Annotated in this window: 19 protein-coding genes; 11 read left to right on the top strand and 8 right to left on the bottom strand. The window is 57.3% G+C overall.

Annotated features, from left to right (window positions below):
- Positions 1-15: 15 nt before the first annotated feature.
- The 4 genes from gluQRS to thpR form a co-directional block, all read right to left on the bottom strand.
- Positions 16-906: a tRNA glutamyl-Q(34) synthetase GluQRS gene (gene gluQRS, locus ACOTZD_RS07175; protein WP_023324171.1), complete on the bottom strand. Its 891-nt coding sequence runs from the start codon at positions 904-906 to the stop codon at positions 16-18.
- 59 nt (positions 907-965) lie between these two features.
- The gene (dksA, locus tag ACOTZD_RS07170; protein WP_001155232.1) at positions 966-1,421 is read right to left on the bottom strand and encodes an RNA polymerase-binding protein DksA; all 456 of its coding nucleotides are present in this window, start codon (positions 1,419-1,421) and stop codon (positions 966-968) included.
- Positions 1,422-1,597: 176 nt separating this feature from the next.
- A complete protein-coding gene (gene sfsA / locus ACOTZD_RS07165; protein WP_174402286.1) occupies positions 1,598-2,302 on the bottom strand; it encodes a DNA/RNA nuclease SfsA in 705 nt (234 codons plus the stop codon).
- Positions 2,292-2,846 carry an RNA 2',3'-cyclic phosphodiesterase gene (gene thpR / locus ACOTZD_RS07160; protein WP_003856249.1) on the bottom strand — a complete coding sequence of 185 codons (555 nt, stop codon included), beginning with the start codon at positions 2,844-2,846 and terminating at the stop codon, positions 2,292-2,294. Before thpR ends, sfsA begins: the two co-directional genes overlap by 11 nt.
- A gap of 73 nt (positions 2,847-2,919) precedes the next feature.
- Here thpR and hrpB point away from each other — a divergent pair, with 73 nt between their 5' ends.
- The 6 genes from hrpB (at position 2,920) to fhuB (ending at position 14,184) form a co-directional block, all read left to right on the top strand.
- Positions 2,920-5,349, top strand: coding sequence for an ATP-dependent helicase HrpB (gene hrpB, locus ACOTZD_RS07155; RefSeq protein ID WP_174402285.1), 2,430 nt, complete (start codon positions 2,920-2,922; stop codon positions 5,347-5,349).
- Between the two features lie 144 nt (positions 5,350-5,493).
- Positions 5,494-8,019, top strand: a complete 2,526-nt coding sequence (gene mrcB / locus ACOTZD_RS07150; protein WP_003856245.1) for a bifunctional glycosyl transferase/transpeptidase — start codon at positions 5,494-5,496, stop codon at positions 8,017-8,019.
- A 237-nt stretch (positions 8,020-8,256) separates the two neighbouring features.
- Positions 8,257-10,467, top strand: a complete 2,211-nt coding sequence (gene fhuA, locus ACOTZD_RS07145; RefSeq protein WP_174402284.1) for a ferrichrome porin FhuA — start codon at positions 8,257-8,259, stop codon at positions 10,465-10,467.
- Positions 10,468-10,517: 50 nt separating this feature from the next.
- On the top strand, positions 10,518-11,315 hold the full coding sequence (gene fhuC, locus ACOTZD_RS07140; protein ID WP_174402283.1) for a Fe3+-hydroxamate ABC transporter ATP-binding protein FhuC: 798 nt from the start codon (positions 10,518-10,520) through the stop codon (positions 11,313-11,315).
- Positions 11,315-12,205 (top strand): Fe(3+)-hydroxamate ABC transporter substrate-binding protein FhuD, encoded by an 891-nt coding sequence (gene fhuD / locus ACOTZD_RS07135; protein ID WP_048210793.1) that lies wholly within the window; start codon positions 11,315-11,317, stop codon positions 12,203-12,205. The genes fhuC and fhuD overlap by 1 nt, the downstream gene beginning before the upstream one ends.
- Positions 12,202-14,184 carry a Fe(3+)-hydroxamate ABC transporter permease FhuB gene (fhuB, locus tag ACOTZD_RS07130; RefSeq protein ID WP_003856237.1) on the top strand — a complete coding sequence of 661 codons (1,983 nt, stop codon included), beginning with the start codon at positions 12,202-12,204 and terminating at the stop codon, positions 14,182-14,184. Before fhuD ends, fhuB begins: the two co-directional genes overlap by 4 nt.
- A 93-nt stretch (positions 14,185-14,277) precedes the next feature.
- On the opposite strand, the gene hemL is transcribed toward fhuB, so the two are convergent.
- The gene (hemL, locus tag ACOTZD_RS07125; protein ID WP_003856235.1) at positions 14,278-15,558 is read right to left on the bottom strand and encodes a glutamate-1-semialdehyde 2,1-aminomutase; all 1,281 of its coding nucleotides are present in this window, start codon (positions 15,556-15,558) and stop codon (positions 14,278-14,280) included.
- 177 nt (positions 15,559-15,735) lie between these two features.
- On the opposite strand from hemL, the gene clcA reads away from it, so the two are divergent.
- Complete coding sequence (gene clcA, locus ACOTZD_RS07120) at positions 15,736-17,136, top strand: H(+)/Cl(-) exchange transporter ClcA (protein WP_045346803.1); 1,401 nt, start codon at positions 15,736-15,738, stop codon at positions 17,134-17,136.
- 85 nt (positions 17,137-17,221) lie between these two features.
- Positions 17,222-17,566 carry an iron-sulfur cluster insertion protein ErpA gene (gene erpA, locus ACOTZD_RS07115; protein ID WP_003856230.1) on the top strand — a complete coding sequence of 115 codons (345 nt, stop codon included), beginning with the start codon at positions 17,222-17,224 and terminating at the stop codon, positions 17,564-17,566.
- A 58-nt stretch (positions 17,567-17,624) separates the two neighbouring features.
- Here erpA and ACOTZD_RS07110 read toward each other — a convergent pair whose 3' ends face one another.
- Genes ACOTZD_RS07110 through mtnN form a run of 3 tightly spaced genes read right to left on the bottom strand, consistent with a single transcriptional unit; the run spans position 17,625 to position 19,772 of the window.
- The gene (locus ACOTZD_RS07110) at positions 17,625-18,248 is read right to left on the bottom strand and encodes a TRIC cation channel family protein (RefSeq protein WP_003856227.1); all 624 of its coding nucleotides are present in this window, start codon (positions 18,246-18,248) and stop codon (positions 17,625-17,627) included.
- Positions 18,249-18,271: 23 nt separating this feature from the next.
- Entirely contained in the window at positions 18,272-19,081 is an 810-nt protein-coding gene (gene btuF / locus ACOTZD_RS07105) for a vitamin B12 ABC transporter substrate-binding protein BtuF (protein ID WP_023315430.1), read from the bottom strand.
- Entirely contained in the window at positions 19,074-19,772 is a 699-nt protein-coding gene (gene mtnN / locus ACOTZD_RS07100; RefSeq protein ID WP_003856223.1) for a 5'-methylthioadenosine/S-adenosylhomocysteine nucleosidase, read from the bottom strand. Before mtnN ends, btuF begins: the two co-directional genes overlap by 8 nt.
- Before the next feature lie 82 nt (positions 19,773-19,854).
- Here mtnN and dgt point away from each other — a divergent pair, with 82 nt between their 5' ends.
- From dgt to ACOTZD_RS07085, 3 genes are all read left to right on the top strand, one after another.
- The gene (dgt, locus tag ACOTZD_RS07095; protein ID WP_174402282.1) at positions 19,855-21,369 is read left to right on the top strand and encodes a dGTPase; all 1,515 of its coding nucleotides are present in this window, start codon (positions 19,855-19,857) and stop codon (positions 21,367-21,369) included.
- Positions 21,370-21,501: 132 nt separating this feature from the next.
- Positions 21,502-22,935 carry a serine endoprotease DegP gene (gene degP, locus ACOTZD_RS07090; protein WP_003856219.1) on the top strand — a complete coding sequence of 478 codons (1,434 nt, stop codon included), beginning with the start codon at positions 21,502-21,504 and terminating at the stop codon, positions 22,933-22,935.
- Between the two features lie 146 nt (positions 22,936-23,081).
- A complete protein-coding gene (locus tag ACOTZD_RS07085; RefSeq protein ID WP_003856217.1) occupies positions 23,082-24,239 on the top strand; it encodes a CdaR family transcriptional regulator in 1,158 nt (385 codons plus the stop codon).
- The last annotated feature ends 65 nt before the right edge of the window (positions 24,240-24,304 follow it).

Raw genomic sequence — 24,304 nt, 5'->3', positions numbered from 1 at the left:
CAAAAAAGCGGCTAATCATAGCTCAGCGCAACGCATTTGAGAATGCTGGATTTTTGGCACGGCGATAAGCGCCCAGTCAGCAATGGCCGTTTTCAGCAATTCATCCAGACTCAGATCCTGCCATTCCTGCGTTACATTCTGGTTGAGAAATCGCAGCGCGTCGATCAAAACCGGGCGCGGATCGCCGTCAGGCAGCGCCGGGGCATGATTCTGTTTCGACAGCTTATTTCCCTGATCATTGACTGCCAGCGGCAGATGGATGTAATCCGGCACCGTCCAGCCAAACTGCTGGTAAAGCGATATTTGCCGCACGGTAGGCTCAACCAGATCCGCCCCGCGCACGATTTCCGTAACGCCCTGGAAATGGTCATCAACAACCACCGCCAGGTTATAGGCAAACAAACCATCACGACGGTGAATAATAAAATCTTCACGCGCCAGGCGTTCATCCGCCTGAATGGTTCCTGAGAGAACGTCGGTAAACTGCGTCACCGGAGAACGCTGTATCAGCCGTACGGCAGCATTCTCAGGACCGTTGTGCCGCGTACGACAGTGGCCGTCGTAAACGCCACCCACGCTTTGAATTCGCGCCCGCGTGCAGGTGCAGTTATAGGAAAGGCCCTGTTCAGCAAGCCACGCCAGACGTTCACGGTAGGCATCATGGCGTTGAGACTGCCAGAGTACGTCGCCGTCCCAGTGAAGACCGTAATGTTCCAGCTGACGCAGAATAGTTTCTGCTGCACCGGGAACTTCACGCGGAGGATCGATATCTTCAATGCGGACCAGCCATTGACCCTGACGGGCGCGAGCCTGTAGGTAGCTGCCAAGCGCGGCAATTAATGAGCCGAAGTGTAATTCACCGGAGGGAGATGGCGCAAAGCGCCCGATATAGTGAGATTCAGACATATCAACGGTAACAAGGCGGGAGAGACTCCCGCCTTAGCAGAGTAGTGAGAGGGCAGGCGTTAGCCAGCCATCTGTTTTTCGCGGATTTCTGCCAGCGTTTTACAGTCGATGCACAGATCGGCTGTTGGACGCGCTTCCAGGCGACGAATACCGATTTCAACACCGCAGGATTCGCAGTAGCCAAAATCTTCGTCCTCGACCTTCTTCAGCGTTTTTTCGATCTTTTTGATCAGTTTGCGCTCGCGGTCACGGTTACGCAGTTCGAGGCTGAACTCTTCTTCCTGAGCGGCACGGTCGACCGGGTCCGGGAAGTTAGCAGCTTCGTCCTGCATATGTGTAACGGTGCGATCGACTTCATCCCTGAGTTGATTACGCCATGCTTCAAGAATACGCTTGAAGTGCGACAGCTGGGCTTCGTTCATATACTCTTCGCCCGGCTTCTCTTGATACGGCTCCACCCCAGCGATGGCGAGAATACTCAGGGACGATGTTTTACGGTTTTGCCCTTCTTGCATGTTGCTTCTCCTTAACACGCACTATCGATCCCCGTGTTGGGGGAAAAATCAGGTCGCTATAAATAGCAGATGCTTTTCCGTATGGCAATTATCTAAACGTAACACTTGACAACCCTGTGAGGAAAAGCGTATTTGCGCACGCGGCCAGAACACTTATTAGTCAATCGTCTAATCCCTTATAAGACAATGGGAAGAGAGGATCTCAGAGTCATATTATCGGCAGAAAGTTCCGCTTTATAAGCGAAAATCTCTACCCCCTGCTTTTGTGCCTCATTCAACAATTGCGCGTATTTAGGATCAATATGACGGGCCGGGGAAAACCGTTCAATGGCTGAATGCAGAACCGCAAACAGCAACACGGCGCGCTTGCCCGCCGCCGCTACACTCATTAGCTCTCGCAGATGCTTCTGGCCACGTAGCGTTACCGCATCCGGAAAGAAGCCGTTTACCTGTTCCGCTAACGTCACTGATTTCACTTCAATATAGCACTCAGGGCGGTCTTCCGCCTGTAACATAAAATCAATTCTGCTGCCTTCATCGCCATATTTCACTTCGCTTTTTTGCGTGCCGTAACCCACCAGTTCAGAAAGCATTCCATTTGTCAGAGCTTCCTTAACCAGCTGATTTGCGCGCAGGGTATTAACGCAAATAAATGCCCCGCTTTGCGTCTCGGTCATTTCCCAGGTATGGGGATATTTGCGTTTAGTATTTTCTGATGTGGAATACCAGACCGTGTCACCCGGCGTGGCGCAACCGGTCATGGCGCCGGTGTTAGGGCAGTGCAGCGTGAGCGTTTCGCCCGCAGGGGTGATCACATCAGCGAGAAAGCGTTTGTAACGCTGGATCAGCGTGGCGGGCTGGAGTGCAGGACTAAACTTCATCAGGATTCCTTAACGTGTCGCCCAGCGTCCAGCGCTGGAGCGGAGTATAGCGGGTGCGTCCTTGTACAAAGGCAGATTCGTACAGCGCAAATTCATTCACCTGAAAGGACCAGTGAAAGCCCGGTGGCGGGATGGCAACGGCCTGACCCGCATCGCGCAGCAGGGTAATGTGGGGATGAAACGGCTGCGGGCTCTGATAACAGCCGCTGCGCGCGGCCTGCGCCCGCAGCATGTTGGCGAGCTGTAGCAGTCCGCGAGGGGGCTGCCGCGTCCCCAGCCAGACCACCCGAGAGCGCAGCCATTGCCCGGCATCGTCAAGATGCAGCGTAAACCCCGGCTGCGAAATGCGTCCGGCCATTGCGCTTAACGCGCGCTGCTTTTCAGCGCTTACTTCACCAAGAAAGGCTAACGTCAGGTGCATATTGGCGGCGACGACGGGGCGGCCCGCTTCCGCGGGGAAGTGGCTGGCGCGCCAGCGAACAATCTGCCGTTGAAGCGTGGTGGGTAATTCAATGGCGAAGAATAGCCGTTTAGACTCAGACATGCGCAAGACTCGGTAATGATATGCGCCGATGCTACAATGTACGCCGATTAATGTTAACCCTCTGGAGCCGTAAGTGTCCTCTTTGCCCGTCGCCGTCGTCCTTCCTGAGCTACTCGCAGCCTTAGAACATGCGCCACAGGTTTTGCTCAGCGCGCCCACCGGAGCGGGTAAATCCACCTGGCTGCCCCTGCAAATTCTGCGCGATGGGAACATCAGCGGGAAAATTATCCTGCTGGAGCCGCGCAGGCTGGCGGCGCGCAATGTGGCGCAGCGCCTGGCGGAACTGCTGAATGAAAAACCGGGTGAGACGGTAGGGTACCGGATGCGCGCCGAAACCTGCGTTGGACCATCCACGCGGCTGGAAGTGGTCACCGAAGGTATTCTTACCCGTATGTTGCAAAACGATCCGGAGCTGACCGGCGTCGGGCTGGTGATCCTTGATGAATTTCACGAGCGCAGCCTCCAGGCCGATCTGGCCCTTGCGCTGCTGCTCGACGTTCAGCAGGGGCTGCGCGACGACCTTCGGCTGCTGATTATGTCGGCGACGCTGGATAACGAGCGGCTCCGGCAGACGCTCCCTGACGCGCCGATGATCTCCTCTGAAGGGCGTGCGTTCCCGGTCGAGCGCCGCTATCAGCCGCTGCCTGCCCATCAGCGTTTTGACGAAGCGGTTGCCATCGCCACCGCCGAATTGCTCCGCCAGGAGCCCGGCTCGCTGCTGCTGTTTTTACCCGGCGTAGGCGAAATCCAGCGCGTACAGGAGCAGCTGGCATCCCGGGTGGACAGTGACGTTATGCTGTGCCCGCTCTACGGCGCGCTGCCGTTGGCTGACCAGCGCAAGGCGATCCTTCCCGCACCGGCGGGGCAGCGCAAAGTGGTGCTGGCAACCAATATCGCGGAAACCAGTTTGACCATCGAAGGCATTCGCCTGGTGGTGGACAGTACGCTGGAGAGGGTGGCCAGTTTTGATCCGCGTTCCGGGCTGACCAGGCTGCTGACGCAGCGCATCAGCCAGGCCTCAATGGTGCAGCGCGCAGGGCGAGCAGGGCGTCTTGAGCCGGGTATTTGCCTGCATTTAACCAGCGCCGAGCAGGCGGAGCGTGCGGCATTCCAGAGCACGCCTGAGATTTTACAAAGCGATCTCTCCGGACTGGTGATGGATATGATGCAGTGGGGCTGTCCGGACCCTGACCAGCTCACCTGGCTTAATCCTCCGCCTGTCGTCAACCTTTCCGCCGCGCGCAGCCTGCTGACCCAGCTTGGCGCGCTGGAAGGCGAGCGACTGACGGCGCGCGGCCAGAAAATGGCGGCGCTGGGCAACGATCCACGTCTGGCGGCAATGCTGGTGGCAGCACAGGGCGACGATGAAATTGCCACGGCGGCAAAACTGGCGGCTATTCTTGAGGAGCCGCCGCGCGGTGGCGGCAGCGATCTGGGACAGGCCTTTTCACGCCATCAGGGAAACTGGCAACAGCGGGCGCAGCAGCTGTGTAAACGCCTGAATTGCCGGGGCGGTTCGCCTGACAGCGATAAAGTTATCCCTCTGCTGGCCCAGGCCTTCCCGGACAGAATCGCGCGCCGTCGCGGGCTGGATGGTCGCTATCAGCTGGCAAATGGGATGGGCGCGATGCTGGACAGCGATGACGCCCTGACGCGTCATGAATGGCTGATCGCGCCGCTCTTACTCCAGGGGAGCCACTCCCCGGACGCGCGTATTTTACAGGCGGTTGCCGTGGATATTGACGTCCTGACGCGTGCCTGCCCGCAGCTGCTTCAGCAATCTGACATCGTGGAATGGGATGATACCCAGGGCACGCTGAAGGCGTTCCGTCGTAGCCAGATTGGCAAACTGACGCTCGGGACGAAACCGCTGGCGAAGCCGTCGGAGGAAGAGTTACACCAGGCGATGCTGAATGGCATTCGGGAAAAAGGGCTGAGCGTACTGAACTGGACGCCGGAGGCTGAACAATATCGTATACGTCTGCACTGCGCCGCGAAGTGGCTGCCGGAACAGGGGTGGCCAGCGGTGGATGATGAGACGCTGCTCGCGACGCTTGAACAGTGGCTGTTGCCGCAGATGAGCGGCGTACACTCCCTGCGCGCCCTGAAGGCGCTTGATGTTAAGGCAGCGTTACAGAATTTACTGGACTGGTCGTTACGTCAACGTCTGGATAGTGAACTGCCTGGGCATTACACTGTGCCAACCGGGAGCCGGATTGCCATTCGTTATCATGAGGATAATCCGCCGGCGCTGGCGGTTCGGATGCAGGAGATGTTTGGTGAGGCCACCACGCCGTCCATTGCTGAAGGCCGTGTGCCGTTAGTGCTTGAGCTGCTTTCGCCTGCGCATCGTCCCTTGCAGATCACCCGCGACTTGGGGGCGTTTTGGGCGGGGAGCTATCGTGAAGTGCAGAAAGAGATGAAAGGGCGATATCCCAAACACGTCTGGCCGGACGATCCGGCGAATACCGCGCCGACACGGCGCACGAAAAAATATTCGTAATGGGGAAAGTGCGGGCTGATGCCCTCACCCCGGCCCTCTCCCACAGGGAGAGGGAGAAACAAACTTTGAGAGATTTCTTCTTTCACTGACCTGTGCAAGATAAGAAAATCTGGCCTTTGCGCCTGAATGTTGCGGAGAAAAAGCATGGCGGGGAATGACCGCGAGCCAATAGGACGTAAGGGAAAGCCGACGCGTCCGGCGAAAGAAAAGGTAAGCCGTCGTCGCCTCAGAGATGAGGAGTATGACGATGACTATGAAGACGATTATGAGGATGAAGAACCGATGCCGCGTAAAGGGAAAGGCAAAGGGCGTAAGCCTCGTGGTAAGCGCGGCTGGTTCTGGCTGCTGCTGAAGCTGTTCATTGTTTTTGTTGTCCTGATCGCGATTTACGGCGTTTATCTGGATCAGAAGATCCGCAGCCGTATTGACGGGAAAGTCTGGCAATTGCCTGCGGCAGTGTACGGCCGCATGGTGAACCTTGAGCCGGACATGTCCATCAGCAAGAACGAGATGGTGAAGCTGCTGCAAGCCACGCAGTATCGTCAGGTCACGAAAATGACCCGTCCAGGCGAATTTACCGTCCAGGCGAAAAGCATTGAGATGATCCGCCGTCCGTTCGACTTCCCGGACAGTAAAGAAGGGCAGGTGCGCGCGCGTCTGACCTTTGACGGCGATCGTCTGGAAACCATTGAGAACATGGATAACGATCGCCAGTTCGGTTTCTTCCGTCTCGATCCGCGTCTCATCACCATGCTGTCGTCCGCAAACGGCGAACAGCGGCTGTTCGTGGCGCGTAACGGCTTCCCGGATTTGCTGGTGGATACCCTGCTGGCAACCGAAGATCGCCACTTCTACGAGCACGACGGTATCAGCCTTTACTCCATTGGTCGTGCGGTACTGGCGAACCTGACCGCCGGGCGTACGGTGCAGGGGGCGAGTACCCTGACCCAGCAGCTGGTGAAAAACCTGTTCCTCTCCAGCGAGCGCTCTTACTGGCGTAAAGCCAACGAAGCGTACATGGCCGTGCTGATGGATGCGCGCTACAGCAAGGATCGTATTCTTGAGCTGTACATGAACGAGGTGTACCTCGGTCAGAGCGGCGATAACGAGATCCGCGGCTTCCCGCTGGCGAGCCTGTACTACTTTGGCCGTCCGGTAGAAGAGCTGAGCCTTGACCAGCAGGCGCTGCTGGTGGGCATGGTGAAAGGCGCGTCGATCTACAACCCGTGGCGTAACCCGAAACTGGCGCTGGAGCGTCGTAACCTGGTGCTGCGTCTGCTGCAACAACAGCAGGTGATTGACCAGGAGCTGTACGACATGCTGAGCGCACGTCCGCTGGGCGTTCAGCCGCGCGGTGGGGTGATCTCTCCGCAGCCTGCCTTTATGCAGATGGTGCGTCAGGAGTTGCAGTCTAAGCTCGGAGATAAAGTGAAAGATCTCTCAGGCGTGAAGATCTTTACCACCTTTGATTCCGTGGCGCAGGATGCGGCAGAAAAAGCGGCGGTAGAAGGTATTCCGGCGCTGAAAAAGCAGCGTAAGCTGAGCGATCTGGAAACCGCGATGGTAGTGGTTGACCGTAACACCGGCGAAGTTCGTGCCATGGTGGGCGGTGCTGAGCCACAGTATGCGGGCTATAACCGCGCAATGCAGGCGCGTCGTTCGATTGGTTCACTGGCAAAACCGGCGACTTATCTGACCGCGCTGAGCCAGCCGAACCTCTATCGACTGAACACCTGGATTGCCGATGCGCCAATCTCCCTGCGCCAGCCTAACGGCCAGGTATGGTCACCGCAGAACGATGACAGACAGTTCAGCGGTCAGGTGATGCTGGTGGATGCGTTAACCCGCTCGATGAACGTGCCAACGGTTAACCTCGGGATGGCGCTGGGCCTGCCAGCCATCACCGACACCTGGCAGAAGCTGGGCGTACCGAAAGATCAGCTGCACCCTGTGCCAGCGATGATCCTGGGGGCGCTTAACCTGACGCCAATCGAAGTGGCGCAGGCGTTCCAGACCATCGCCAGCGGCGGTAACCGAGCGCCGCTCTCCGCTCTGCGTTCGGTGATTGCCGAAGATGGCTCCGTGCTGTATCAGAGCTTCCCGCAGGCGGAGCGCGCTGTTCCGGCACAGGCGGCCTATATGACGCTGTGGACCATGCAGCAGGTGGTTCAGCGCGGTACCGGTCGTCAGCTGGGGGCGAAGTATCCTGGTCTGCATCTGGCGGGTAAAACCGGGACCACCAACAACAATGTCGATACCTGGTTCGCCGGTATTGATGGTCGTGAAGTGGTCATCACCTGGGTGGGGCGCGATAACAACCAGCCGACCAAACTGTATGGCGCGAGCGGTGCTATGTCGATTTACCAGCGCTACCTCGCGAATCAGTCTCCGGTGCCGCTGAACCTCGTTGCTCCGGAAGATATCGTCGATATGGGCGTGGACAGCTCGGGTAACTTCATTTGCGGCGGTGGCGTGCGTACGCTGCCGGTCTGGACGACCAACCCGGATGCGCTGTGCCAGCAAAGCCAGCCAGAAGAACCGACAGGTAACCCGTTCGATCAGTCTTCTCAACCTCAGCAGCCGCAGCAGCAACAGCCGCAGCAGCAGGAAGAGAAGAAAGACAGCGACGGCGTCGCCGGCTGGATCAAGGATATGTTCGGCGGGAACTAACCCTACTGATACCCCCTTCCCGGGAAGGGGGTATTTTTTCACCTCGGCAACTCATTTCCTTAACCCCATTTTCAACCCTTATTAACGACACATTTTCCGTTGATTATTTCTTAAACCCTTAATTCTTGTAGGGCCGCATATCGCTTGCTATGCCGTCAGCGTTTCGCATATTATTCTGCGGTCATAATAATAATTCTCGTTTACGTTATCATTCACCTTTTTCATCAGAGATCCATCATGGCGCTTTCCAATACTGCTCAGCCAATTAACACGTCGCTGCGTAAAATCGCAGCCGTCGTAGCCACAGCGGTTGCCGGCATGTCTGCTTACGCACAGGCCGCTGAAACCCCCAAGAAAGAAGAAACCATCACCGTGACTGCCGCACCGGCTGCACAGGAAAGTGCCTGGGGTCCTGCACCGACGATTGCAGCAAAGCGCACTGCAACGGCGACGAAAACCGATACACCGATCGAGAAAACCCCGCAGTCTATTTCCGTGGTTACACGTGAAGAGATGGACATGAAACAGCCGGGAACGGTTAAACAGGCGCTGGCCTATACCCCAAGTGTTTTCGCAACGCGCGGCGCATCAACAACTTACGATGTGGTTTCGATTCGTGGTTTCACGACCTCCAGCACCGTGAATACCAACCAGTATCTGGATGGTATGAAGTTGCAGGGAGACAACTACTCTGAAGCGTCCATGGACCCGTACTTCCTTGAGCGCGTAGAGCTGCTGCGTGGCCCGACGTCTGTACTGTATGGCAAAAGCCATCCTGGCGGCGTAGTGAGTATGGTCAGCAAGCGTCCAACTACGGAACCGTTGAAAGAAATTCAGTTCAAAATGGGGACGGATAACCTCTGGCAGACCGGGTTTGATTTCAGCGACGCGATTGACGATGACGGCGTGTGGTCCTACCGTCTGACCGGTCTGGGGCGCAGTGAAAATGCGCAGCAGGAAATGGTGAAGTCTACTCGTTACGCGATTGCGCCGTCTTTCAGCTGGCGTCCTGATGATAAAACCGATTTCACTTTCCTGAGCAACTTCCAGAGCGATCCGGATGCGGGTTACTACGGCTGGCTGCCGCGTGAAGGTACCGTTGTGCCTTACTATGATGCTAACGGAAAAGCGCACAAACTGCCGACCGACTTCAACGAAGGCGATGAAGACAATAAGATCTCCCGTCGTCAGAAAATGGTGGGTTACAGCTTCGCGCATGAATTCAACGACACCTTCACCGTGCGTCAGAACCTGCGTTATACCAAAATCAACACGCTTTACCGTTCAGTTTACGGTAACGGCTATATCGCCCCGGCCCAGATCAGCCGCGCGTACGTGCGCTCAGATGAAGACCTCAACTCGTTCACGGTTGATACACAGCTCCAGTCGAAATTCGCGACCGGCGCCGTTGACCATACCCTGCTGACGGGTGTGGATTACCTTCGTATGCGCAATGACATTGATGCTGACTACGGTACCGCCGATCCGATCAGCATGAACAATCCGCAGCACGGCAATGCGAACGTTAATGTGAACTTCCCGTATGCCATGCTCAATCGCCAGGAGCAGACCGGGCTCTATGCGCAGGATCAGGCGGAATGGGATAAGTGGGTACTCACCCTGGGTGGCCGCTATGACTTTGCGAAAACGTCTGCCTTCAACCGTAATAACGGAACCACCGCGGAAATTAACGATCAGGCATTTACCTGGCGCGGGGGGATTAACTACCTGTTCGATAACGGGATTACCCCATACTTCAGCTACAGTGAATCTTTCGAACCGCTCTCTGGCACTACTCAGGGTGGTAAACCGTTCGATCCGGCACGCGGCAAGCAATATGAAGCGGGCGTGAAGTATGTTCCGAAAGATCTGCCTGTTGTGGTGACGGCAGCGGTATACCAGCTGACCAAGAACAACAACCTGACCGCCGATCCGGCGAACCCGACCAGCGGCTTTAGCGTGCAGGGCGGTGAAATCCGCTCCCGTGGCTTTGAGCTGGAAGCGAAAGCGGCGGTGTCGGCTAATGTGAACGTGACGGCGGCCTACAGCTACACCGATGCGGAATATACCCACGATACCTGGTATGAAGGTCGTCGTCCGGCAGAAGTACCGCGCAACATGGCATCCCTGTGGGCGGATTACACCTTCCACGAGACGGCGCTGAGTGGCCTGACCGTCGGTGCAGGCGCGCGTTACATCGGTAACACGGTGACGTACTACTCCTCAGCGTCGCCTAAAGCCTATGAGTCCTTTAACGTCGCGGGTTATGCCCTGGCGGATGCGACCGTGAAATACGATCTGGCGCGCTTCGGTCTGCCGGGCTCTTCCATCGGCGTCAACGTGAACAACATCTTTGACCGTGAATACGTCTCCAGCTGCTACAGCGAGTATGCATGCTACTGGGGAGCAGGACGCCAGGTTGTTGCCACGGCGACCTTCCGCTTCTAACCTCTTTATGGGCACGGTTCGCCGTGCCCTTTTTATTTAAGTTGGCTGACATGCAGGATAACAAAACGCAATCCGACTCCACCTTCACGCTCAATAATCTCTCCTTTCGCGTACCCGGGCGCACCTTGCTGCATCCGCTCTCTTTGACGTTTCCCGCAGGTAAAGTGACCGGTTTAATCGGGCACAATGGTTCCGGTAAATCGACGCTGCTGAAGATGCTGGGCCGTCATCAGCCACCGTCCGAGGGCGACATTTTGCTGGATGACCAGCCGCTGGCGAGCTGGAGCAGTAAGGCCTTTGCCCGCAAGGTGGCCTATCTGCCGCAGCAGTTGCCGCAGGCGGAGGGGATGACGGTGCGCGAGCTGGTGGCGATTGGACGTTATCCGTGGCACGGTGCGCTCGGGCGTTTTGGCGTTGCTGACAGAGAGAAAGTGGAAGAGGCGATCGCGCTGGTGGGATTAAAACCGCTGGCGCACCGTCTGGTGGATAGCCTGTCCGGTGGCGAGCGTCAGCGCGCATGGATCGCAATGCTGGTGGCGCAGGACAGCCGCTGCCTGCTGCTCGACGAACCCACGTCGGCGCTGGATATTGCTCATCAGGTTGACGTCCTGGCGCTGGTGCATCGCTTAAGTCAGCAGCGCGGCCTGACGGTGATTGCCGTTCTGCATGATATCAACATGGCGGCACGCTATTGCGACTATCTGGTAGCGCTGCGCGGCGGTGAAATGATCGCTCAGGGTACGCCTGCCGAACTGATGCGTAGCGAAACGCTGGAACATATCTACGGTATTCCTATGGGCATCCTGCCTCACCCGGCCGGGACTGCACCCGTGAGCTTTGTCTACTGATGCTGGATTCAACTTTCATTAGCCGCCGTCGCCTGCTGACGGCCATGGCGCTCTCACCGCTGCTGTTAAAGATGGGCCCGGCCCGCGCTGCCGCTATCGATCCGCACCGCATCGTGGCGCTGGAGTGGTTGCCCGTTGAACTGATGATGGCGCTGGGCGTGACGCCTTACGGTGTGGCCGATATTCCCAACTACACCCTGTGGGTGAATGAGCCAAAACTGCCGGACTCCGTCATCGACATCGGTCTGCGTACGGAGCCGAACCTTGAGCTTCTCACCCAGATGAAACCATCTTATTTATTCTGGTCTGCGGGGTATGGTCCGTCGGAAGAGACCATGGCGAAGATTGCGCCCGGACGGGGCTTTTCCTTTAGCGACGGTAAAAAGCCGCTGACCATGGCAAAAAATTCCATCCACGAGATGGCGCAGTTCCTCAACCGTGAGGCTGAGGCGAAAAAACATCTCGATGAATTTGATGCGTTGATTGATTCCCTTAAGCCGCGCTTTGCCCACCGTGGCGATCGGCCTTTGCTGATGGTGACCCTGCTGGATGCCCGCCATATGCTGGTCTTTGGAAATAACTGTCTGTTCCAGGAAGTGCTCGACAGCTTTGGCATTCGCAATGCCTGGGAAGGCGAGATGACGTTCTGGGGCAGTACCGCCGTGGGGATTGACCGTCTGGCGGCGTTTCGTGATGTGGACGTGCTGTGCTTTGACCACGGCAATGAGCGCGAGATGCAAACCCTGATGGCGACCCCGCTCTGGCAGGCAATGCCGTTCGTCCGCGAGCAGCGCTTCCTGCGCGCGCCAGCGGTATGGTTCTACGGCGCGACGCTGTCGGCCATGCATTTTGCCCGCGTGCTGGACAATGCACTGGGAGGCAAGGCATGAGCACGCGTATGGCCCGTTTCCCGATGTTACTGTTAGCGCTCATTTTTCTGGCTGCCCTGGCGTTAACCGGCTTTAACCTGACCACGGCGTTGCCGCGCGATCAGTGGGCAGCCGCGTTTGCCGCACCGGATATCGATAATATTCAGCAAATGCTGTTCCACTACAGCCTGCTGCCGCGTCTGGCTATCTCCCTGCTGGTCGGGGCGGGACTGGGACTGGTGGGCGTACTGTTTCAGCAGGTGCTACGTAACCCGCTGGCGGAGCCGACTACGCTGGGCGTGGCGACGGGGGCTCAGTTGGGGATCACCATCACCACTCTCTGGACCCTGCCGGGAGCGTTAACCTCGCAGTTTGCCGCGCTGGCAGGCGCATGCGTGGTCGGTGCGCTGGTCTTTGGCGTGGCCTGGGGAAAACGTCTCTCGCCGGTCACGCTGATCCTCGCGGGGCTGGTCGTCAGCCTCTACTGTGGGGCGATCAACCAGCTGCTGGTGCTGTTTCACCACGACCAGTTGCAAAGCATGTTTATGTGGAGTACCGGCACGCTCACCCAGACCGACTGGAGTATCGTCCAGCGCCTGTGGCCGCAGCTGTTTGGCGGCGTGGTGCTGACACTGCTGCTGCTGCGTCCGCTCACGCTGATGGGCCTGGACGACGGCGTGGCGCGCAATCTCGGGCTGGCGCTGTCGCTGGCGCGTCTGGCGGCCCTGACCCTGGCGATTGTGCTCAGCGCGTTACTGGTTAACGCCGTCGGCATCATCGGCTTTATCGGCCTGTTTGCGCCGCTGCTGGCAAAAATGCTCGGCGCACGCCGTCTGCTGGCGCGCCTGATGCTGGCGCCGCTGATTGGTGCGCTGATCCTCTGGCTTTCCGATCAGCTCATTCTCTGGCTGGCGCGCGTCTGGATGGAAGTTTCCACGGGCTCGGTGACGGCCCTGATCGGTGCGCCGCTGCTGCTGTGGCTCTTGCCGCGCCTGCGCAGCATTAGCGCCCCGGCAATGGATGCCGGCGATAAAGTACATGCTGAGCGTCAGTCGGTGGTGTGGTTCAGCCTTGCCGGACTGGCAGTGCTGGTTATCGCCTCGTTTGCCGCACTCTCGCTGGGACGCGACGCCACGGGCTGGCACTGGGCGACGGGGGATTTGCTGCATGAACTCATGCAGTGGCGCTGGCCGCGGATCTTCTCCGCGCTGATTGCGGGCGTCATGCTGGCGGTGGCGGGCTGTATTATCCAGCGTCTCACCGGCAACCCGATGGCAAGCCCGGAAGTCCTGGGCATCAGTTCCGGCGCCGCGTTTGGCGTAGTGTTGATGTTGTTCCTCGTGCCGGGAAATGCATTCGGCTGGCTGATGCCTGCCGGGAGTATCGGTGCGGCAGTCACGCTGATGATTATCCTGATCGCCTCCGGGCGCGGCGGTTTCTCGCCTCACCGCATGCTGCTGGCCGGAATGGCGCTGAGCACCGCGTTTACTATGCTGCTGATGATGTTGCAGGCGAGCGGCGATCCGCGCATGGCGCAGATCCTGACCTGGATCTCCGGCTCGACGTACAACGCCACCGGCAGCCAGGTGGTACATACCGGGATCGTGATGATCGTACTGCTGGCGATAGTGCCGCTGTGCCGCCGCTGGATGACCATTCTGCCGCTGGGCGGGGACACCGCGCGCGCGGTTGGGCTGGCGCTGACGCCAACGCGTATCGCCCTGCTGCTGCTGGCCGCGTGCCTGACGGCGACGGCCACCATGACCATTGGCCCGCTCAGTTTTGTCGGATTAATGGCGCCGCATATCGCCCGTATGATGGGCTTCCGCAGGACTTTGCCACATATCGCGATCTCTGCCCTGACGGGCGGGGCGATCCTGGTCTTTGCTGACTGGTGCGGAAGGATGGTGCTGTTCCCGTATCAGATCCCGGCGGGCCTGCTGTCGACCTTTATCGGCGCGCCGTACTTTATATATCTGTTGAGAAAGCAGAGTCGGTAATAAAAGTAAACGGCAATCCTTAGATTGCCGTTTTAGCGTTTGCTCCCTCTCCCTGTAGGAGAGGGCTGGGGTGAGGGCATCAAGCCGCACATTTTACAGCTTCGCAAACACCTTACGCGCTGCGTCGATGGTGTTATTGATATCTTCTTCGCTGTGTGCCACGGACATAAAGCCCGCTTCAAACGCTGACGGGGCCAGATACACGCCTTCTTCCAGCATCAGGTGGAAGAAGCGTTTGAAGCGTTCCACGTCGCATTTCACCACGTCCTGATAGCAGGTCACGGTTTTCGCCTCGGTGAAGAAAATCCCGAACATCCCGCCGACGTGGTTTACCACCAGCGGAATACCCGCGTCTTCTGCGGCTTCCAGCAGACCGTTTGCCAGCTGCGTCGTCCGGTCCGTCAGGGTTTGGTGGATGCCCGGCTGCGCCACTTCGGTCAGACAGGCAAAGCCCGCCGCCATCGCAATCGGGTTACCGGAGAGCGTACCCGCCTGGTAAACCGGACCGGTTGGCGCCAGCGCGTCCATTACGTCCTTACGGCCGCCAAACGCGCCGACAGGCATGCCGCCGCCAATGATCTTGCCGAGGCAGGTCAGATCCGGCTCGACGCCGTAGTATGACTGCGCCCCCGCCAGTGCGACGCGGAAACCGGTCATCACTTCGTCGATGATCAGCAGCGCGCCGAACTCATCGCACAGCGCGCGCAGGCCCGGCAGGAAATCCGGCTGCGGTGGGATACAGTTCATGTTGCCCGCAACTGGCTCAACGATAATGCAGGCGATCTCCTGCGGATACTGCTCGAACGCCGCGCGAACGGTGTCCAGATCGTTATAGGTGCAGGTGAGGGTGTGTTTTGCGAAGTCAGCCGGCACGCCCGGAGAGTTAGGCTGACCGAGCGTCAGCGCGCCGGAACCGGCTTTTACCAGCAGGCAGTCGGCGTGGCCATGGTAACAGCCTTCGAACTTGATAATCTTGTCACGGCCGGTAAAGCCGCGCGCCAGACGGATGGCGCTCATGGTCGCTTCCGTACCGGAGTTCACCATACGTACCATGTCCATCGTTGGCACCAGCTCGGTGACCAGCTCCGCCATTTTGACTTCCATCTCGGTTGGCGCACCGAAGCTCAGGCCGCGCTGAGCGGCTTCAATCACCGCGTTGCGGATCGCCGGGTGGTTGTGCCCCAGTACCATCGGGCCCCAGGAGCCGACGTAATCGACATAGGCTTTACCATCCACATCATACAGATATGCGCCATCCGCACGTTCGATAAACAGCGGGGTGCCACCCACGCCGGTAAAGGCGCGCACGGGTGAGTTTACGCCGCCTGGGATAAGCTCGCGGGCTGCGCTGTAGAGGTTTTCAGACTTGCTCATGGCGTCGTTCCTGGTTCGTAGAAATAAGTTAAGGCAACTATTCTAAGTGATTCGGAAGAGGTTATAAAATTTTTGCCCCTCAGAAGGCTTAACAATTGTTAAGTATTTTTCAGGGGACGAGGGGATTGTCTCTGGTAGAATCCCTGCGGCCTTTTGTATGACGAAACAGAACAGGTAATGAACGAGAACACGCCTTCTTTTGAACAACAACAGTTTACGCGCGCGAAGCACCGGGTCAGTATCCGGCGGTTGCTCAACCGTGACAAAACCCCGTTAGCCATTCTGCTGGCAGCCGCCGTGGTCGGTACGCTGGCCGGGCTGGTGGGGGTCGCATTCGAGAAAGCGGTCAATGCGGTGCTCAACTGGCGCATAGGTACCGTCGCCAGCTTTGCCGATCGGGAATGGCTGGTCTGGGTGTGGGCCTTTGGCCTGTCGGCGCTGTTTGCCATGGTGGGCTATTTTCTGGTGCGTAAATTCGCACCTGAAGCAGGTGGCTCGGGGATCCCTGAAATTGAGGGGGCGCTGGAGGAGCTACGCCCGGTTCGCTGGTGGCGGGTACTTCCTGTGAAATTTATCGGCGGGATGGGAACGCTCGGGGCGGGCATGGTGCTCGGTCGGGAAGGGCCAACGGTACAGCTGGGCGGTAACGTCGGGCGCATGGTCGGCGATCTGTTCCGTATGCGCAGCGCCGAAGCACGGCATACGTTGCTGGCGACGGGGGCGGCGGCGGGGCTGTCTGCGGCGTTTAACGCGCCGCTGGCGGGTATCCTGTTTATCATTGAAGAGATGCGCGCCCAGTTCCGCTACAACCTGATCTCCATTAAAGCGGTGTTTACCGGCGTGATTATGTCGAGCATTGTCTTTCGCGTCTTTAATGGCGAAGGGGCGGTGATTGAAGTTGGCAAGCTGACCAATGCGCCGGTCAATACTTTGTGGCTGTATCTGGTTCTTGGGATGATTTTTGGCGTCGTTGGCCCGCTTTTTAACACCCTGATTTTACGGGCTCAGGATATGTTTCAGCGCATCCATGGCGGAAATACCACGAAATGGGTGCTGGTGGGGGGCCTGCTTGGCGGCGTGTGCGGGATCCTCGGCTTTATCGAACCGAACGCGGCGGGCGGCGGTTTCGGGCTGATTCCCATTGCCGCGGCGGGGAATTTCAGCGTGGGGCTGCTGCTGTTTATGTTTATCTCGCGGGTTATCACGACCGTGCTGTGCTTCTCCTCCGGCGCACCGGGCGGCATATTTGCCCCGATGCTGGCGCTGGGAACGCTGCTGGGCACGGCGTTTGGCATGGCGGCAGCGGTTGGCTTCCCGGCCTATCATCTGGACGCGGGGACGTTTGCGGTGGCGGGAATGGGGGCGCTGCTGGCGGCCTCCCTGCGCGCGCCGCTTACCGGGATCGTACTGGTGCTGGAAATGACCGACAATTACCAGCTCATTTTGCCAATGATCATTACCTGTCTCGGCGCGACACTATTAGCCCAATTCCTGGGTGGAAAACCGCTATACTCCACCATTCTTGCCCGTACCCTGGCGAAACAGGAAGCTGAACAGGCCCTGAAGCAGAATACTTGAATGAATTACCAGGGTATTAGATAATGACAAAAAGAATTGGGTGATTTTTGCCCAATAGCAGTCGCAGTATTCATGGGAGCATAAGATGAGTGATGACGTAGCGTTGCCGCTGGAATTTACCGAAGCAGCAGCGAAAAAAGTGAAAACCCTGATTGCCGACGAGGACAATCCGGATCTGAAACTGCGTGTTTATATTACCGGCGGCGGCTGTAGTGGCTTCCAGTATGGTTTTACCTTTGACGACCAGGTTAACGATGGTGATATGACTATCGAGAAACAGGGCGTCGCGCTGGTGGTTGATCCGATGAGCCTGCAATATCTGGTGGGCGGTTCAGTGGACTACACTGAAGGTCTGGAAGGTTCGCGCTTTGTGGTGACTAACCCGAATGCGACCAGCACCTGCGGGTGTGGTTCTTCATTCAGTATTTAAACCTGAATGCAAATTGTAGGCCCGGTAAGCGAAGCGCCACCGGGCTTATAAACGATACCTATCTTGAATTTTCATCCAGTGCAAACGTCGGCAGCTTCAGGTGCCAGCGTATCGCCGCTAAACGGATCACCAGCGTTACCACCATCCCCAGCATCGCCGCGTTTTCCAGCGGGACAGCAAAAGTGTAATACGCCGTGGCGTGAACAATCCCCCCGATGATACAGGCCGTCGCGTAGATTTCCGTTCGCAGGATCATCGGGACTTCTCGCGCCAGTATGTCGCGAATAATCCCTCCGCCCACGCCGGTTAACACGCCCATACAGATCGCCACCAGCGGGCCAGTCCCGGCAATAAAGGCTTTGTTCACGCCTATTCCCACAAAGACCGCCAGACCGACGGCATCCAGCACCGGTAATATCCATTTTGGCAGTCTGCGAGGCTGACGAACCAGCACGATGGTTAACAGGCAGGTGACCATCGCCACCACCAGATCCGTGGGATCTTTTACCCAAAATACCGGGCCATTTGCCAGCGCCATATCGCGGATCGTTCCGCCTCCCACCGCCGTAACGACGCCGAGCACCAGTACGCCAAAAGGATCCATGCGTAGTTTTCCGGCAAGCAAAACGCCGGAGATAGCAAAAACGGCTGTGCCAAGAATATCCAGCCAATACACGAGCATCGTTAAATCCTCGAAGGGGGTATTTATCTGTTTGAGTGACTCTCTGCCAGTTCGGCGCAGAGTTGTTTTGCGGCGAGGATAATACGCGGGCTGGCGCGTTCAAACCAGTCGCTGTTGAGTGCGATGACCGGAATTTTAAGCTGCCGATGCCAGAATTGTTCTATTTTAGGAATCTCGCTCGCATTTCCGACCACCACAATGGCCTGCGGTTGTCGCGCCAGAACCTGCTCACGACTGACCTGGGGCCAGGGGACCCGGCTTTCGGCAAAGATATTTTCACCTCCACAGGTTTCAAGCACCTGGTTCTGGATCGAACCTTTCCCGGTAGTGAACAGCGGCTGGCTGCCAAATTGCAGAAAAACGCGTTGTTTCGGTTGCGTGCCGTATCGGGCTTTTAGCGCGGCATAGTCGTTGAGCATCTGCTGTGCAGCCTGTCCGGCGCGTTGGGGGGTAGGGCTGAAGGGCGCGAGGTCACGGAGGGTTTGCGACACCTGTTCGATGCTCACCGCGTCCACCCATTTAACCGTTATTCCCAGCGAAGAGAGCTGGTTTACCTGCCGTTCGGCATTACCGCCGCGCCAGGCGAGTACCAGATCGGGCTTTAGCGCAACGATGCGTTCCAGATTCATTCCCTGCCAGGTGGCAACCTGTTCGATTTGGGCGGCCTGCGGTGGATAATCGGAAAAGCTGCTCACCGCAACGGGCGTGATCCCGGCGGCAAAAGCCAGTTCCGTATTGGCAGGGGAGAGTGTGATCACCCGCGGCGCGGCGATGAGCCAGGCCGGAGCGAACAGAAGCAGGGCGACCAGCGCCCTGAATGACACCTTACCCACGCGCCAGTTTCTGCACCAGGGTTTCCACCATCACGGTGGACTGCTTGGCCGCAACGGCCAGGAACTCGTCGAAGCTGATGTGGGACTGCTGGTCCGCTACGTCAGAGATCGCGCGAACGACCACGAACGGCACGCTGAAGTTATGGCACACGTGCGCAATGGCCGTGGCTTCCATCTCAACGGCCACAGCCTGCGGGAAGTTATGACGGATTTTCGCCAGACCAACAGAGCCGTTGATAAAGGCATCGCCGCTGACGATCAGGCCACGCACCGCATTGAGGTTCAGCTCGTTGATGCAGCTTTCAGCGGCGGCAATCAGCTTATCATCCGCTTTAAACCCGGCCGGGCAGCCCGGAAGCTGACCATATTCGTAGCCGAATGCGGTGACGTCTGCATCGTGGTAACGCGCTTCGTCGGAAACCACGATATCGCCCACTTTCAGCGTCGGCGCCAGACCGCCCGCAGAACCTGTATTAATGATAACGTCAGGCTTGCAGCGCTCAAGCAGCAGGGTCGCGCCCAGTGCCGCTGCAACTTTACCGATGCCTGATTTCAGCAGAGCCACGTCAACACCGTTCAGCTGGCCGGTGTAGATCTCACAGCCACCGAGGGAGAGGGTCTGACGGTTCTCAATTTTGTCACGCAGCAGCGTAACTTCTTCTTCCATTGCACCAATAATGCCGATTTTCATAGATTTACTCGCGATGTGCCTTGTTAAGATGCATAGTCTATCATGCGGTTAAGGGGAAACGCATTCTCACGCGGGGGAGCACATGGCACCAATCGATTTTCGTACCAAAATTAACTGGCACCGACGTTTCCGTTCGCCACAGGGCGATAAGAGCGAACATGAGATCCTGCGCATTTTTGAAAGCGATCGCGGACGCATCATCAATTCGCCCGCCATCCGCCGGTTACAGCAAAAAACCCAGGTGTTCCCGCTGGAGCGTAACGCCGCGGTGCGTACGCGGTTAACGCACTCCATGGAAGTGCAGCAGGTGGGGCGCTACATTGCGAAAGAGATCCTCAGCCGCCTTAAAGAGCAACGTCTGCTGGAAACCTACGGACTGGATGAACTCACCGGCCCGTTCGAAAGCATCGTTGAGATGGCCTGCCTGATGCACGATATCGGCAATCCTCCCTTTGGTCATTTCGGCGAGGCCGCCATCAATGACTGGTTTAAACAGCGGCTTTTTCCCTCTGATGCCATAAGCCAGCCGCTCAGCGATGACCGCTGTGTGGTACGCGATTTACGCCTGCGTGAAGGTGAAGATAGCCTGAACGATCTGCGCCGTAAGGTGCGCCAGGATCTGTGTCATTTCGAAGGTAACGCGCAGGGGATCCGTTTGGTGCACTCCCTGATGCGGATGAATCTGACCTGGGCCCAGGTGGGCTGTATTCTTAAATACACGCGTCCCGCGTGGTGGACCGGAGAAACGCCCTCCACGCATAGCTACCTGATGAAAAAACCGGGCTATTACTTATCGGAAGAAGCATATATCGCGCGGTTGCGTAAAGAACTGTCTCTGACCCCCAATGGCCGTTTTCCATTGACATGGATTATGGAAGCGGCTGATGACATTTCTTATTGCGTGGCCGATCTGGAAGACGCGGTGGAAAAAAGAATATTCAGCGTCGAGGAGCTGTATCAGCATCTTCATGATGCCTGGGGAGAGCATGAAAAAGGTTCTCTGTTTGCGCAGGTCGTCGAGAATGCCTGGGATAAATCGCGTTCAAATTCGCTGAGCCGCAGTACCGAAGATCAGTTCTTTATGTATTTGCGAGTAAACACGCTGAATAAACTGGTGCCGTATGCAGCCGCCCGTTTCATTGATAATTTGCCGATGATATTTAGCGGGGAATTTAATCACGCCCTGCTGGAAGATGAGAGCAGTTTTAGCCAGCTTCTTGAATTATATAAAAACGTGGCTGTTCGCCATGTTTTCAGCCACCCGGATGTCGAGCAGCTGGAGCTGCAAGGATACCGGGTTATCAGCGGGTTGCTGGAGATTTATGGCCCGCTGCTCCAGCTGACGGTCGATGAGTTTAGCGAGCTGGTCGAAAATGAACGTGTTCGCCGCCTGCCGATTGAATCTCGTCTCTATCAGAAGCTTTCAACGCGCCACCGGCTGGCATACATTGAAGCCGTCAGTAAAATAGAACGTCATTCTTCCCAATGGCCAGTCATGGAATATTATTATCGCTGTCGTCTTATCCAGGACTATATCAGCGGGATGACAGATTTGTATGCCTGGGATGAATACCGCAAGCTTATGGCCGTTGAATAAGCCATGAGTTTTGTAAAGACGACCAATAAATTTTTACTTTTTCCATAAACTTAATCCCGGAACTAAGCGGTATAAAACGAATCTGAGTTACACAGCAATTTTGCGTTATCTGGTAAATCGAGATTGAGAAACATGAAAAAAACCACATTAGCAATGAGTGCACTGGCTCTGAGTTTAGGTTTAGCGCTGTCCCCTCTGGCGACGGCGGCCGAGACAGCTTCCTCGGCAGCGACTGCGCAGCAGATGCCAAGCCTGGCCCCGATGCTCGAAAAAGTGATGCCATCGGTGGTGAGTATTAACGTTGAGGGCAGCACAACCGTCAATACGCCGCGTATGCCGCGTAATTTCCAGCAGTTCTTCGGCGACAATTCGCCATTCTGCCAGGACGGTTCGCCATTCCAGAGCTCCCCGTTCTGTCAGGGCGGCGGTGCAGGGGATGACGGCATGGGCGGCGGCCAGCAGCAGAAATTCATGGCACTCGGCTCGGGCGTGATTATTGATGCAGCCAAAGGCTACGTGGTGACCAATAACCACGTGGTAGATAATGCTAACACCATTAAGGTGCAGATGAGCGATGGCCGTAAATTCGATGCCAAAGTGGTCGGTAAAGACCCGCGCTCCGATATCGCGCTGATTCAAATCCAGGATCCGAAGAACCTGACGGCGATTAAGCTTGCCGACTCCGACGCGCTGCGCGTGGGTGACTACACCGTGGCGATCGGTAACCCGTTCGGTCTGGGTGAAACCGTGACCTCGGGTATCGTCTCTGCACTGGGCCGCAGCGGCCTCAATGCCGAAAACTATGAAAACTTCATCCAGACGGATGCAGCGATCAACCGCGGTAACTCCGGCGGCGCGCTGGTGAACCTGAACGGCGAGCTGATCGGTATCAACACCGCGATCCTGGCACCGGACGGCGGCAACATCGGGATCGGCTTTGCTATCCCAAGTAACATGGTGAAAAACCTGACCGCGCAGATGGTGCAGTATGGCCAGGTGAAACGCGGTGAGCTGGGTATCATGGGTACCGAGCTGAACTCCGAGCTGGCGAAAGCAATGAAAGTAGACGCTCAGCGCGGCGCATTCGTAAGCCAGGTCATGCCGAACTCCTCGGCGGCGAAAGCTGGCATTAAAGCGGGTGACGTGATCACTTCGCTGAACGGTAAACCGATCAGCAGCTTTGCCGCCCTGCGTGCGGAAGTGGGTTCTATGCCAATCGGCAGTAAAGTGACCCTCGGCCTGCTGCGTGAAGGTAAGCCGGTTAACGTGAGCCTGGAACTGCAACAGAGCAGTCAGAATCAGGTGGATTCCAGCACCATCTTCAGCGGTATTGAAGGTGCTGAGATGAGCAACAAAGGGGCAGATAAAGGCGTGGTGGTGAACAACGTGAAAGCAAACTCACCTGCTGCCCGTATCGGCCTGAAAAAAGGTGATGTGATCATGGGCGCTAACCAGCAGCCGGTGAAAAACATCGCTGAACTGCGCAAAATTCTCGACAGCAAGCCGTCCGTGCTGGCACTGAATATTCAGCGTGGTGATACTTCTATTTATCTCCTGATGCAGTAATCATCTTAAGCCCCTGTTCGCAGGGGCTTTCTCGTTTCTGTGACCTTTCCCACAACTCCATACATCTCTCACTGCCTTTGGGCATCTGCACAATGCAGCCTTAGCTGAACTTCCCTATGCTTGAGCTCTGCTCACGGGAGGGTTATATGGCTGGCTGGCATCTTGATACCAAAATGGCGCAGGATATCGTGGCGCGAACCATGCGCATCATTGATACCAATATCAACGTAATGGATGCCCGTGGGCGCATTATCGGCAGCGGCGATCGTGAGCGTATTGGGGAATTGCACGAAGGGGCGTTGCTGGTGCTCTCTCAGGGGCGCGTGGTCGACATCGATGACGCCGTGGCGAAACATCTGCACGGGGTTCGTCAGGGGATCAACCTGCCGCTGCGTCTGGAAGGAGAGATTGTTGGCGTTATCGGTCTGACCGGCGATCCTGAATCGCTGCGTAAATACGGTGAGCTGGTCTGCATGACGGCGGAGATGATGCTGGAGCAGTCGCGTCTGATGCACCTGCTCGCCCAGGACAGCCGCCTGCGCGAAGAGCTGGTGATGAATTTGATTCAGGCGGAGGAGCACACGCCTGCCCTGAGCGAGTGGGCGCAGCGTCTGGGTATCGACCTGAATCAGCCGCGCGTGGTTGCCGTTATTGAGGTGGATAGCGGCCAGCTTGGCGTGGACAGCGCTATGGTGGAGCTACAGCAGCTGCAAAACATGCTGGCGACGCCGGAGCGTAACAACCTGGTGGCAATCGTCTCTTTAACGGAAATGGTGGTGCTCAAGCCTGCGCTTAATCAGTTTGGCCGCTGGGACGCGGAAGATCATCGTCGCCGCGTTGAGCTGCTCATCGAGCGCATGAAGGAGAACGGACAGCTCCGTTTTCGCGTCGCGCTGGGAAATTACTTTACCGGGCCGGGGAGTATCGCCCGTTCATGGCGAACGGCGCGCACCACCATGATGGTGGGTAAACAGCGCATGCCGGAGAGCCGCAGTTATTTCTATCAGGATCTGATGCTGCCGGTCCTGCTCGACAGCCTGCGCGGTGGCTGGCAGGCCAACGAGCTGGCGCGCCCGCTGGTGCGTCTGAAAGCGATGGACAACAACGGGCTGCTGCGCCGCACGTTGCAGGCGTGGTTCCGGCATAACGTGCAGCCGCTGGCAACGTCAAAAGCGCTGTTTATTCACCGTAATACGCTGGAGTATCGGCTTAACCGGATCTCGGAACTGACGGGGCTGGATTTAGGGAATTTTGACGACCGGCTACTGCTGTATGTTGCGTTGCAGCTGGATGAGCAGAGATAGCTGAGTGCGGTCTGGTGCCCTCACCCCATCCCTCTCCCACAGGGAGAGGGCGCAAACATTAAAAA

Source organism: Enterobacter cloacae complex sp. SHL022, assembly GCF_049237785.1.
In the GTDB taxonomy this organism is placed as follows: domain Bacteria; phylum Pseudomonadota; class Gammaproteobacteria; order Enterobacterales; family Enterobacteriaceae; genus Enterobacter; species Enterobacter hormaechei_C.
The sequence above is the reverse complement of the archived record's forward strand: the minus strand, read 5'-3'. Positions and strand labels throughout refer to the sequence as shown.